11 protein-coding genes are annotated in these 12710 nt (G+C 51.5%); 9 read left to right on the top strand and 2 right to left on the bottom strand.

Features of this window, described 5'->3' with window-relative positions; genetic code table 11:
* Positions 1–91: 91 nt before the first annotated feature.
* From ACTL32_RS00200 to ACTL32_RS00240, 9 genes are all read left to right on the top strand, one after another.
* Positions 92–2281 carry a DNA topoisomerase III gene (locus tag ACTL32_RS00200; protein WP_441339579.1) on the top strand — a complete coding sequence of 730 codons (2190 nt, stop codon included), beginning with the start codon at positions 92–94 and terminating at the stop codon, positions 2279–2281.
* A 56-nt stretch (positions 2282–2337) separates the two neighbouring features.
* Positions 2338–2823: a Cys-tRNA(Pro) deacylase gene (ybaK, locus tag ACTL32_RS00205; RefSeq protein ID WP_441339580.1), complete on the top strand. Its 486-nt coding sequence runs from the start codon at positions 2338–2340 to the stop codon at positions 2821–2823.
* Positions 2824–2888: 65 nt separating this feature from the next.
* Positions 2889–3530, top strand: a complete 642-nt coding sequence (locus tag ACTL32_RS00210; protein ID WP_441339581.1) for a YczE/YyaS/YitT family protein — start codon at positions 2889–2891, stop codon at positions 3528–3530.
* 102 nt (positions 3531–3632) lie between these two features.
* Positions 3633–4295 carry a class I SAM-dependent DNA methyltransferase gene (locus ACTL32_RS00215; RefSeq protein WP_441339582.1) on the top strand — a complete coding sequence of 221 codons (663 nt, stop codon included), beginning with the start codon at positions 3633–3635 and terminating at the stop codon, positions 4293–4295.
* 21 nt (positions 4296–4316) lie between these two features.
* A complete protein-coding gene (locus ACTL32_RS00220; protein ID WP_441339583.1) occupies positions 4317–4790 on the top strand; it encodes an S-ribosylhomocysteine lyase in 474 nt (157 codons plus the stop codon).
* A gap of 11 nt (positions 4791–4801) precedes the next feature.
* Entirely contained in the window at positions 4802–5737 is a 936-nt protein-coding gene (locus ACTL32_RS00225) for a PLP-dependent cysteine synthase family protein (protein ID WP_441339584.1), read from the top strand.
* Positions 5734–6867: a bifunctional cystathionine gamma-lyase/homocysteine desulfhydrase gene (locus ACTL32_RS00230; RefSeq protein WP_441339585.1), complete on the top strand. Its 1134-nt coding sequence runs from the start codon at positions 5734–5736 to the stop codon at positions 6865–6867. Before ACTL32_RS00225 ends, ACTL32_RS00230 begins: the two co-directional genes overlap by 4 nt.
* Positions 6868–7077: 210 nt before the next feature.
* Positions 7078–9195 carry a peptidase M6 gene (locus ACTL32_RS00235; protein ID WP_441339586.1) on the top strand — a complete coding sequence of 706 codons (2118 nt, stop codon included), beginning with the start codon at positions 7078–7080 and terminating at the stop codon, positions 9193–9195.
* 91 nt (positions 9196–9286) lie between these two features.
* The gene (locus ACTL32_RS00240; protein WP_441339587.1) at positions 9287–10477 is read left to right on the top strand and encodes a glycine C-acetyltransferase; all 1191 of its coding nucleotides are present in this window, start codon (positions 9287–9289) and stop codon (positions 10475–10477) included.
* Between the two features lie 176 nt (positions 10478–10653).
* Here the strand turns inward: ACTL32_RS00240 and ACTL32_RS00245 are convergent, their stop codons facing one another.
* Together ACTL32_RS00245 and ACTL32_RS00250 are read right to left on the bottom strand one after the other, a co-directional pair.
* A complete protein-coding gene (locus ACTL32_RS00245) occupies positions 10654–11829 on the bottom strand; it encodes a M20 metallopeptidase family protein (RefSeq protein WP_441339588.1) in 1176 nt (391 codons plus the stop codon).
* A 128-nt stretch (positions 11830–11957) separates the two neighbouring features.
* Positions 11958–12707, bottom strand: coding sequence for an amino acid ABC transporter ATP-binding protein (locus ACTL32_RS00250; protein WP_441339589.1), 750 nt, complete (start codon positions 12705–12707; stop codon positions 11958–11960).
* Positions 12708–12710 lie beyond the last annotated feature (3 nt).

Genomic DNA, 12710 nt, shown 5'->3' on the forward strand with positions numbered 1-12710 from the left:
ACGATGGAAGAAATACGCTCAGCAAAGGTTAAAATACGATTCTGCCCGCCGCAACCCCCGCGAAAAGCCAGCCAAACCGGAAGATGTTATAATGGACGCTATAGAAATGAGGGTGAAGAAATTGAAATCAGTAGTACTAGCAGAAAAGCCATCCGTGGCGCGCGATATTGCACGCGTCTTGGGATGCACGCAAAAAGGCAATGGATTTTTGGAAGGCAAGCAATACATCGTGACGTGGGCGCTCGGCCATTTGGTGACGCAGGCGCAGCCGGAAGAATACGATAACGACTTCAAGGAATGGAAAATGGAGAACCTGCCGATCATTCCAGAACCGTTCAAACTCGTGCCGATCAAACAATCGATGAAACAATACAATGCGGTGAAAGCGCAGTTGAACCGCAGCGATGTCAACGAAGTCATCATCGCGACCGATGCCGGGCGCGAAGGGGAGCTGGTCGCGCGCTGGATCCTCGAGAAGACGAAAACGAACAAGCCGATCAAGCGCTTGTGGATTTCGTCGGTCACTGACAAGGCGATCACTGACGGCTTCAACAACCTGAAGGACGGCAAAGCCTACGAGAATTTATTCCAGGCGGCGGTCGCACGGGCGGAAGCGGACTGGGTCGTCGGCATCAATGCGACGCGCGCTTTGACGGTGAAATACAATGCCCAGTTGTCGACCGGGCGCGTGCAGACGCCGACGCTCGCGATGATTGCGGAGCGCGAACAGCAGATCCGCAATTTCCAGCCGAGGCCGTATTACGGCATGCAGGCGATTACGGAAGGATCCGCTTTCACTTGGACCGACGGCAACTCGACGCAGTCGTTCGACAAAGAAAAGGTGGACGGGCTCTTCAATAAACTCCAAAACACGCATGAAGGCATCGTGACCGACGTGAAAGTCACGCCGAAGAAGCAGCCGGCACCGCCTTTATTCGATTTGACGGAACTTCAGAAAGAAGCCTACAAGCGCTACAGCTGGTCGGCGAAAGAGACGCTCAACACACTGCAGAACCTCTACGAGCGCTATAAGATTGTCACGTATCCGCGGACCGATTCGAAGCATTTGACGTCCGACATGAAAGATACGCTGAAAGACCGCATCAAAGCGGTGCAAGTCGGGCCTTACCGCGCGCTTGCGGCGACGATCCTGAAGACGCCGGTGGCTCCGCAAAAAGGCGTAATCGATGACAATAAAGTTAGCGACCACCATGCCATCATCCCGACGGAAGAAACGCCGCAGCTCCATAACATGACCGATAAGGAACATAAGCTGTACGACATGATTGCCAAGCGCTTTCTTGCAGTGTTCTATCCGGCATACGAATATGACCAGACCACCGTCCAAATCGAAGCGGGCGGCGAAACGTTCCAGACCAAGGGCAATACGGTCCGCAATGAAGGCTGGAAACGCGTCTACAACGATGACGATGAGGACGGCGATACGACATTGCCGCCATTCGAAAAAGGGCAGAAGCTCCACATCAAAGGCATCGCGCTGACAGACGGCAAAACCAAGCCGCCAGCATTCTTCAATGAAGGAACGCTGCTCGGCGCGATGGAAAACCCAGCGCAGTTCATGGCCGGCGAATCGAAGGACTTGATCCAGACGCTCGGAGAAACCGGCGGGCTCGGCACCGTTGCGACGCGTGCTGACGTCATCGACAAGCTGTTCAATACATTCCTCATCGAGAAAAAAGGCAAGGATCTGACGATTACGTCGAAAGGCCGCCAATTGCTCGAGCTTGTGCCGGAAGACTTGAAGTCGCCGAAACTGACCGCAGACTGGGAGCAGCAGCTGACGAAGATCGCGCAAGGCCAGATGAAAAAAGAAGGGTTCATGAAAGAAATGATTGCGTTCGCCGAGAAATCGGTATCGGACATCAAGAAAAGCGACAAGAAGTTCAAGCACGACAACATCACCGGCAAGACCTGCCCGGATTGCGGCAAGCCGCTATTGGAAGTGAACGGCAAGCGCGGCAAAATGAACGTCTGCCAGGACCGCGAATGCGGCTACAAGAAGCAAGTGGCGATGCAGACGAATGCCCGTTGCCCGAACTGCCACAAGAAACTGGAGATGCAGGGCGAAGGGGACGGCAAGATTTTCGTCTACAAATGCGGACACCGCGAAAAGCTGTCGGCATTCGAAAAGCGCCGCAGCAACAACCAGTCCAAAGCGAACAAGAAAGACGTCAATAAATTCCTGAAGCAGCAGGACGAAGCGCCGGTGAACACGGCGATGGCCGATGCCCTGAAGAAATTATTGGGGCAGAACGATTAATTTTCGCAAGGCGTCATGATATGCTTGATGGAAACATAAGGGATGAGGTGCAGCCAGTGGCGAAGAAAATAGCGAAGACCAATGCAGCGCGTATCCTGGACAAAGAAAAGATTGACTATGAAGTGATGCAGTACGACCCGGAAGACGGCAAAATCGACGGCGTGTCGGTGGCGGCGAAAATCGGCTATCCGACGGAAACCGTCTATAAGACCTTGGTCGCTGCCGGCAGCTCGAAGCAGAATTATGTGTTCGTCATTCCAGTAGCGGACGAGTTGGATTTAAAAGCCGCCGCCAAAGCGGCAGGCGAAAAGAAAGTCGAAATGGTCGCCGTGAAGGACATTCTGGGCTTGACGGGCTATGTCCGCGGCGGCTGCTCGCCGCTCGGCATGAAAAAAGCATTCCCAACGATCATCGACGCACAGGCGGAGGCGCTCAGTGAAATGATCGTCTCGGCCGGAAAGATCGGCATGCAATTGAAACTGGCGCCCTGCCAGCTGCTCCAAGCGACAAGCGGCCGGTACGCAGATATCACCGCAAAATGATGGAAACCATCCGTTCTTAGGAATGGGTGGTTTTTGCGAATACATATACAGAAAGAAGGATGGCAATGGGACGTGCACTTTTTTACCGGTGGCTGTTTTTCATTAGCGGCCTGATCGTCTTGGCGCTCGGCTTTACGATGACGATCAAAGCCAACAAGCTCGGCATCGGGCCTTGGGACGTCTTGAACGTCGGCCTCTTCAAGAATTTCGGCTTCACGATCGGCACCTGGGCGATCGTCGTCGGTCTTGTGGTTATCGTTTCGACGATGTTGTTCACACGGAAGCTGCCGCAGATCGGGACGTTCTTGAATATGCTGCTGATCGGGATTTTCATCGACATATTCAACTGGCTGATTCCGGACATCCAGACCTTGTTCGGGCAGACCCTGATTTTCCTCGGCGGCATCCTGATCTCCGGCTACGGCGTCGGCCTTTACGTTTCGCCGCGGATCGGAGCGGGGCCACGCGACAGCCTCATGCTGATACTTGTAGAAAAAACCAGCCTCAGCATCACTGTCGTCCGGGCGGGCATCGAGATGACCGTCGCGTTCATCGGCTGGCTGCTCGGCGGGCCTGTGGGAATCGGGACCGTTGCCATTGCGTTGTTCACAGGCCGGATCGTCCAAATCTCGCTGCCGCAATTTGAACGGCTGCTGAAAAGGATTATCGAAAGAAAGGACGGAATTCCGCCTGTATTGAAGGTCTAGCCGCAGAATTGGAGAGTTGAAAGCCCCTAGAAAATATGGTATAAATAAAACCTAGTAAGTCAATTGGTTTTATAAATATTATCCCCGCAGAGGAGCTTTTACATGGGACGCGAGTTTGTAGAAATTTTTGATGAATGGGTACACACATATGACGATTCAGTATATGGAAAAGACCAGGAATATGAAGACGTTTTTGCAGAGTACAATGGAATCTTGCAGGCGGTGGCGGATTTGGCGAAGGGTCCGGTTGTGGAGTTCGGTGTCGGCACGGGAAATCTGACCGAAAAATTGCTTGGCCGCGGCTTGGAAGTGGCGGGCATCGAACCGAACCGCGCAATGCGTGAAGCGACAGCCGCCAAATTGCCAGGCACCCCGCTCATCGATGGCGATTTCCTGGAATTTGATGCAAAACTGGAAGCGAAATCGTTTGTCAGCACTTATGCTTTCCATCATTTGACCGATCAGGAAAAAGCGCGTGCATTCATGCTGTACGCCGAAATGCTTCCGGCCGGCGGCAAAGTCGTCTTTGCGGATACCCTCTTCGAAACCGAAGAAGCAAAACAGCAGAAGATTGAATTTGAAAGTGCGCGCGGTTATGCTAATTTGGTAGAGGATTTAAATCGTGAATATTACACCACCCTGCCCGTGATGCAACAATTGATCGAAGCAGCCGGGTTTGCGGTGGAGTTCACACAGCTTAATGAGTACGTCTGGCTGATAAATGCCACTAAGAGAAGTGGAAACGGCCGTGAGTCTAGACAATAAAACCACTAAGGAGACGATCCCATGAAAAAAATGAACGTAGAAAGTTTTAACTTGGACCATACAAAAGTAGTAGCGCCTTACGTGCGCCTTGCAGGAGAGAAAACAGGCGTGAACGGAGACACGATCCGCAAATACGATATCCGCTTCAAACAGCCGAACAAAGAGCATATGGAAATGCCGGGCCTTCATTCATTGGAGCATATGATGGCTGAACACAGCCGCAACCATTCCGACCAGATCATCGACATTGGGCCGATGGGCTGCCAGACCGGTTTTTATATGTCGTTGATTAACCACGATGATTTCGAAGATGTACTGCACATTCTTGAAGAAACGCTGAAGGATGTCATCGAAGCGGACGAAGTGCCTGCGTGCAACGAAGTGCAATGCGGCTGGGCAGCAAGCCACAGCTTAGAAGGCGCGAAAGAGCTGGCGCGTGAAATGCTGGCGAAAAAAGACCAATGGCGCCAAGTGTTCGCTGAAGAAACGGTCTAAGGGGAAATCATATGAACTACGCGACAAGCATCCAGCAATTGATCGGCAACACGCCATTGATGGAATTGACGAATGTGGAGATTCCGAACAATTGCAGAATTTTTGCCAAACTTGAATTCTTCAACCCGGGCGGCAGTGTCAAAGACCGCCTGGGTGTTTCTTTGATTGAGGACGCCGAAAACCGGGGCGTTTTGAAACCGGGCGGCACGATCGTCGAACCGACTGCCGGCAACACGGGCATCGGGCTCGCAATCGCGGCAATCGGCAAGGGTTACCAGGTCAAATTCGTGGTGCCTGAGAAATTCAGCCAGGAAAAGCAATCGCTGATGCGGGCGCTGGGCGCGGAAGTCATCAACACGCCGACCGAAAAGGGCATAAAAGGGGCAATCGTCAAAGCGGAAGAACTGGTCCGTGAACTGGATGCCTTTTCGCCTTCGCAATTTTCCAATCCGGCGAATCCCGAAACCTACGTGCGGACGCTTGGCCCAGAAGTATGGCAAGCGCTGGAAGGCCATATCGACGTGTTTGTTGCAGGCGCAGGATCTGGCGGCACATTCATGGGAACGGCCCGCTACTTGAAATCGCAGAATGAAGCGATCAAGACGGTCATTGTGGAACCCGAAGGCTCGATCCTCAATGGAGGCGAATCCGGTCCGCATTTGACCGAAGGCATCGGTATGGAATTTTTGCCGGATTATATGGACAAAAACTTGTTTGAAGCCATCCACACAATCACCGATAAAGATGCATTTGAAGCGGTAGGAGAGTTGGCGAAGCAGGAAGGGCTGCTCGTCGGCAGTTCATCAGGTGCCGCGTTTATTGCTGCCTTGAAAGAAGCCGAACAGGCAGCGCCAGGAAGCCATATTGTCACCGTTTTTGCAGATTCGAGCGAACGTTATATGAGCCAGAATATTTACGGCAGAACTTTTGAGGAGGACCATTCATGAAACCGAAAACGAGATTGATCCACGGCGGGATTTTTGGAGACGAAGCGACAGGTGCGGTCTCTACGCCGATTTACCAAGTCAGCACATACAAACAGGAAGCGGTCGGCAAATTCAAAGGCTATGAATATTCGCGGACCGGCAATCCGACGCGCCATGCGCTTGAAGAGTTGATCGCCGATATCGAATACGGCCACGCAGGATTCGCTTTCGGATCCGGTATGGCTGCAATTTCTTCCGTCATGATGATGTTTTCAGCAGGCGACCACATCATTTTGACAGACGACGTCTACGGCGGAACTTACCGTGTTGTCAATAAAGTCCTGAACCGCTTCGGTTTGGAATTCACCTTCGTCGATACCGGCGATCTTTCCGCAGTGGAAGCGGCAGTACAGGAAAACACCAAAGCGATCTTCATCGAAACGCCGACCAATCCTTTATTGAAGGTCACCGACCTAGAAGCGGTTTCGGCTTTCGCAAAATCGAAAGGGCTTTTGACGATTGTCGACAACACTTTTATGACGCCATACCTGCAGAGCCCGATCAAGCTCGGCGCAGACATCGTACTTCACAGTGCGACCAAATACATCGGCGGCCACAGCGACGTCGTAGCGGGTCTTGTCGTCGTCAACACGCCGGAACTGGCAACGGATATGCATTTTGTCCAAAACTCCGTAGGGGCGATTCTTGGGCCGCAGGATTCCTGGTTATTGATCCGCGGACTGAAGACCTTGGGCATCCGCATGGAAGAAGCGATAGCGAACGCACAGAAAATCGCCGAATTCCTCGACGGGCACGAGGCGGTCAATGCGGTCATCTATCCTGGCTTGCCGAATCACACAGGCCACGAATTAATGAAGAAACAGGCGACCGGTTTCGGAGCGATGATTTCATTTGACGTCGGCAGCAAAGAAAAAGCGGGTGAACTGCTTGCGAAACTGAAATACTTCACGCTGGCAGAAAGCTTGGGAGCGGTAGAAAGCTTGATTTCTGTTCCGGCACAGATGACGCACGCTTCAATTCCTCTCGAACGCAGAACGGAACTTGGGATATTAGAAGGTCTTGTGCGGATTTCCGTTGGGATAGAAGATGCAGAAGATTTAATCGAAGATTTAGCCCAGGCACTGGGATGAAAAAACCGCCGAAAGGCGGTTTTTTTGCAGGTTAAATACAATATAGATATAAAAATGATAAAAAGTTATGTGTTATGGGAAAAAATGTAGGTTCATTGGCTTCTAATTTCGATATCCGAAATACATCTTATGGCGTATTCTTCTGAATTGTCTAACATGTTAAAATTTTAACCAGTGGTAAAATTCTGACAATTCATAGGGGGACAAAACATGAAGATGAGTAAATGGGCGTCGGTCATTTCAGCTAGTGCATTGACACTATCGTTATTAGTACCGGCAGCAACAGCAGCACCAGTGGAAGCGGTACCATCAACAGTAGATTGGAACAGCGCGAAATATGGCGAGCGGATCGATATCGACCAGCAGCTGAACCAATTGACATTGGATCCGGAATTTAAGAAAGACGCAGATAAAAAGATTAAAGCGCAAGCAGGCGCTCTTAGTGATGAAACAACAGACGGCGAGGAAGAAGCAGCAGCTGACAGCCCGTTTACGTATGACGGCGGGACAAAAAAATTCCTTAACCGCAACTTGAAATTCAAAGACTTCACGCTCCGCAGCGTTGGGGACAATGTAGAAATCTGGGTAGCGAACGACTTGGCTTACGGACCAAACAATCCGAAACCTGCTGACGTGGTCACACAGGCGCAAGTTGATAAATTGAAAGCAGAGTTCGACAGCAACATCTATCCGGTAGCGACAGATTTCTTCGGCACTCCGGATTCATTGGACGGCTCGAATTCGCCGCTTCCGGGCATGGTAGGGCTTCCTGAAGGCTATTATGAAGGATCTGACAAAGTCATCATGCTTGTCGACAACGTACAGGACGAAGGCTGGAACAACCCTTCTTACCCGTTCTTCGTAGCCGGCTTCTTCTGGCAGACGCTTGAAAACTACACAGACCGCAACATCATCACAATCGATACAAATTCTTGGGAATCTCGTTTGGAAAACACGTTCTTCGGAACGACGATCCACGAATTGCAGCATTTGATCCAGGCCGACAATGACGGCGCAGAAGAAACTTGGTTGAACGAAGGGATGTCTACATTCTCTGAATTCCTTGGCGGATACGGCCACGGCGAAGGTTCGATCAACTTCTACTTGGATCACCCTGAAAACTCTCTAGTCAACTGGGATGAGCACGGAACAGCGAAAACTGGTCCGGAAACAATCGCAGACTACGGACAGACTTACTTGTTCACGCTTTATATGTACGACAAATTCGGTAAAGAGTTCATCCGTGAACTTGCAACTGACGGGACAACTCAAGGCATGACAAGCGTCAACGAAACATTGAAGCGCTACGGTTCTGACAAAACGTTCACACAAGTCTACCAGGACTTCATGGCCGCTTTGGCGTTGGACAACTCTGACGTAAGCAACGATTATAACTTCGACAGCATCAATCTGCGTGAATTGCCAGTCGGTGACGGCGTGCGGGGCAAAACTGTCGACTTCGAAAAAGCGAAAACATTTGAAAAAGAAGGCGTTCCGGCTTGGGGCGGCGACTTTAAAGAATTCAACTTTGGCACAGATGTCCGCGGCATGGAATTCGATGGCGTTGATTTCCTTCCATTGCAATGGCAGACAACTGCTAACCCATTAGACGCATCTGAGCAAGTATTGCACGCGAACAACGGCGACGAAGCAGACCAGGCATTGATCTTCGGCGCAACAGTTCCAGCGGACAACGCAACGTTGACGTTTGATCATTATTACGACATTGAAGAGCAATGGGATTACGGCGTTGTACAAGTGTCTACTGACAACGGCGAAACTTGGACTTCATTGGCGAATGAAAACACTCGCAGCGATGTAGTCGAAGAAGGCTATCCGAAAATCAAAGAAAACGTTCCTGGATTCACTGGACATAAATTAGACTGGTCAACTGAAACATTCGACCTTTCTGCTTATGCTGGACAAGACGTTCTGGTTTCATTCCGCAACTTGACGGACTGGGGCTATAACGATACAGGATGGTTCATCAAGAACGTTCAATTGGGCGATTTCTCGGCTGATGGTACTTCAACAGACCAATTCCAGTCGCTTGGCCAATTGAAAGGTGAATATGTAGACTTCACGACTACATTCATCCAAACGAAGAAAAATGGACAGCAGCGCGTAGTCAATGTTGATCCATTCAATGTAACAGACAAAGAAGCGTTGGATCTTCAAAATGTTCTTCGCGAAGGCAATGTGAAAATGATCACTTCTTATGCGGCTGCTGAAGGCCAAAAAGAAGCGAAAGAATTCACATATGAAGTGAAGTACAAAACTGCTAACCCGAACAAAGGCAAAGGCAAAAACAGCAAAGCTAAGAAATAAGAAGGAAGCGGACCCCGGTCCGCTTTTTCTTTTGGCCAAAATTGCGTTATGATAGGGAAGTGAAACAATACAGGATGGAAGGAAGATTGCATTGTCTAAAAAATTGGATGCATTTTTAAATGAAAACCTGGGCGAGTTGAAAGAACAGGGGCTGTATAACGAAATTGATCCGGTTGAAGGGCCGAATGGACCGATTATCAAAGTCCGCGGCAAAGACTTGATCAACCTGTCTTCGAACAATTACCTGGGCCTTGCGACAAACGAAGACTTGAAGAAATTGGCGAAAGACGCTATCGATAAATACGGCGTAGGCGCCGGAGCGGTCCGGACCATCAACGGGACGCTTGATATCCATATTAAACTGGAAGAGAAGCTGGCTGAGTTCAAAGGGACCGAAGCGGCGATTTCATTCCAATCCGGCTTTAACTGCAATATGGCAGCGATTTCCGGCGTCATGGACAAAAACGACGCCATCCTGTCCGACCAGCTGAACCACGCATCAATCATCGACGGCTGCCGCTTGTCGCGTGCGAAAATCATCGCGTACAAGCACTCGGACATGGAAGATCTTCGCCAAAAAGCGAAAGAAGCGACCGAATCGGGCCTCTATAATAAAGTCATGGTCATCACAGACGGCGTCTTCTCTATGGACGGCGACATCGCCAAGCTTCCAGAAATCGTGGAAATCGCTAAAGAGTTCGACTTGATCACATATGTCGACGACGCTCACGGTTCAGGCGTTACGGGCAAAGGTAAAGGCACTGTGAAGCATTTCGGCCTTGAAAAAGAAGTTGACTTGCAGATGGGAACCCTATCAAAAGCAGTCGGCGTTGTCGGCGGTTATGTAGCCGGCAAGCAAAACCTGATCGACTGGCTGAAAGTCCGCGCCCGTCCGTTCTTGTTCTCGACAGCTGTGCCGCCGGGCGACGTGGCAGCAATCATCGGCGCGCTGCAAATGATCATGGATTCCACGGAATTGCATGACAAACTCTGGGAAAATGGCGAGTACCTGAAAAAAGGCCTGAAAGAGCTCGGCTTTGACATCGGGGAATCCGAAACACCGATCACACCGTGCATCATCGGAGAAGAGAAATTGACGCAGCAGTTCTCGAAGCGTTTGTTCGAAGAAGGCGTTTATGCAAAATCAATCGTCTTCCCGACGGTGCCTAAAGGCACAGGGCGCGTCCGCAATATGCCGACAGCCGCCCATACGAAAGAAATGCTTGACGAAGCGATCGAAGTTTACGCTAGAGTCGGCAAAGAACTTGGCGTCATCAACTAAAAGAGAAAGCAACAAGCCCAGCTGGCATCAGCTGGGCTTGTTTTTATGTCGAATGCAATGAAATTCAGAAATACGCACAGCAAAAGTTAAAATATGCACAACGAAGGTTAAAATACGCTCAGCAAAGGTTAAAATACGCTCAGCTACACAGAAAATACGATTCTGCCCTGTTGCGCTTAATGTTCCTGCGCCTCAAAATACACCGCCGCAAACACCTTTGCCGCATGGAGCATCGCCTGTTCATCGAAATCGAAGTTTTCATGATGGTGCGGATAGGCGAGCGCCTCATTCGCCATCTTGGCGCCGACGAAGAAGAACGCGCCCGGCACTTTCTGCGTGTAATAGGCGAAATCTTCGACGGGCATGATCGGGTCAATTTCAACCACCGACTCGTCCCCGAGTTCTTTGCGGGCGGCGGTGCGCACCATATCCACAGCGACAGCATGGTTCCAGAGGGAGTCATAGCCGGCTTCGATCACCACTTCTGCCGTGGCGCCCAGGCCGCGCGCCACGTTCTCGGCGATCGATTTCAGGCGTTCGCTCGCAAGCTTGCGCAAGTCCGGATCGAATACGCGGATTGTGCCCTCAAGCACCGCTTCGCTCGGAATGACGTTGTCCGCATCGCCTGCGTGGAATTTCCCGACGGTGACGACAAGTTCCTTCAGCGGGTCGGCATTGCGGCTCGCAATCGACTGCAAGGCGATCATGATGTGGCTTGCCGCCAGGATCGGATCGACGCCGAGATGCGGTTCGGCGCCGTGGCTGCCGGATCCACGGACCACTAATTTGAAAGTGTCTTCCGAAGCCTGGAGAAATCCGTCGCGCACGTATATCTTGCCATGCTTCATACTGCTTTGGACATGTGCTCCGAATACGAGGTCGACGCCGTCGAGGCAGCCGTCTTCAATCATGGCGCGGGAGCCGCCCGGCGGCGCTTCTTCGCCGAATTGGAAGATCAGCACGACCGTGCCCGGCAGATCGTCTTTCCCGGATGCCATCGCTTTGGCAAAGCCGAGGAGGGCGGAGGTGTGTCCGTCGTGGCCGCATGCATGCATGACGCCCGGTACGGTCGAGCGGTACGGCACGTCTTTTTGGTCATGGATCGGCAGTGCATCGAAATCGGCGCGGAACGCAATCGTCTTGCCAGGCTTGCCGCCTCGGATCGTACCGACAACACCCCGTCCGCCGACACCTCGGCGTACCTCGATCCCGAGTGATTCCAATTGCCGTGCAATAAATTCAGGCGTCTCCACTTCCTGATGAGACAGCTCCGGGTGCATATGCAAATGGCGGCGCACACTCACCATCTCTCCGTAAAGCGAGTCGATCTGTTCCATAACGGATTTTTCCATATGATACATTCTCCTTTTTTCATGAGGGCAGCGCCCTGCGATTCATTGCTTCAAGTATACCGCCGCCGCGAAAGGGAAGGCAAACCGCGATAAATAAAAAACGCCGCCCGGTTAAGGCGGCGCAACGATCAAATCGTTTCAGTATTGGAAATCAAATTCAGGAACTGCCGGGTCCGCGGCTCTTTCGGATGGCTGAAGATGGCTTCAGGCGTTCCGCGTTCAACGATCTTGCCGCCGTCCATAAACAGCACTTCATCGGCGACGCCTTTGGCAAAGCGCATTTCGTGCGTCACCACGACCATCGTCATGCCTTCCGCTGCCAAGTCTTTCATGACCTGCAGCACTTCGCCGACAAGTTCCGGGTCAAGCGCCGACGTCGGTTCGTCGAACAGCATGACTTTCGGCTCGAGTGCTAACGCACGGGCAATGCCGACGCGCTGCTGTTGGCCTCCGGACAATTGAAACGGGTATTCATTGGCCTTGTCCGCCAAACCGACCTTCTCAAGCAGCCCTTCCGCTTTTTTGCGGGCAGTGGCTTTGTCGATGCCTTGGACGGTGACAGGGCCCTCCATGACGTTCTCAAGAGCGGTCATATGAGGGAATAAGTTGTAATGCTGGAACACCATGGCGGATTGCTTGCGGAACGCCGCCACGCGTTTTTTCGGCACGGGTTTTGCGAAATCGACCTTCTGCTCATCAATGGAAATTACGCCTTGGGACGGGACTTCCAAGATGTTCAAACACCGGAGGAAAGTGGTCTTCCCCGAACCGGAAGGGCCGATGACAACAACTGCCTGCCCTTTTTGGACTTCAAGGTCGATGCCTTTCAGCACTTCAAGATCCCCGAACTTCTTATGCAAATTTGTGATTGAAATCATAAT

Source organism: Planococcus sp. FY231025 (assembly GCF_052078085.1).
In the GTDB taxonomy this organism is placed as follows: domain Bacteria; phylum Bacillota; class Bacilli; order Bacillales_A; family Planococcaceae; genus Planococcus.

Coding starts and splice junctions, on each gene's coding strand:
- ACTL32_RS00235 (WP_441339586.1), top strand. CDS start 7,078: ATGAAGATGAGTAAATGGGCGTCGGTCATTTCAGCTAGTGCATTGACA.
- ACTL32_RS00230 (WP_441339585.1), top strand. CDS start 5,734: ATGAAACCGAAAACGAGATTGATCCACGGCGGGATTTTTGGAGACGAA.
- ACTL32_RS00215 (WP_441339582.1), top strand. CDS start 3,633: ATGGGACGCGAGTTTGTAGAAATTTTTGATGAATGGGTACACACATAT.
- ACTL32_RS00220 (WP_441339583.1), top strand. CDS start 4,317: ATGAAAAAAATGAACGTAGAAAGTTTTAACTTGGACCATACAAAAGTA.
- ACTL32_RS00245 (WP_441339588.1), bottom strand. CDS start 11,829: ATGGAAAAATCCGTTATGGAACAGATCGACTCGCTTTACGGAGAGATG.
- ACTL32_RS00250 (WP_441339589.1), bottom strand. CDS start 12,707: ATGATTTCAATCACAAATTTGCATAAGAAGTTCGGGGATCTTGAAGTG.
- ACTL32_RS00210 (WP_441339581.1), top strand. CDS start 2,889: ATGGGACGTGCACTTTTTTACCGGTGGCTGTTTTTCATTAGCGGCCTG.
- ACTL32_RS00225 (WP_441339584.1), top strand. CDS start 4,802: ATGAACTACGCGACAAGCATCCAGCAATTGATCGGCAACACGCCATTG.
- ACTL32_RS00200 (WP_441339579.1), top strand. CDS start 92: ATGGACGCTATAGAAATGAGGGTGAAGAAATTGAAATCAGTAGTACTA.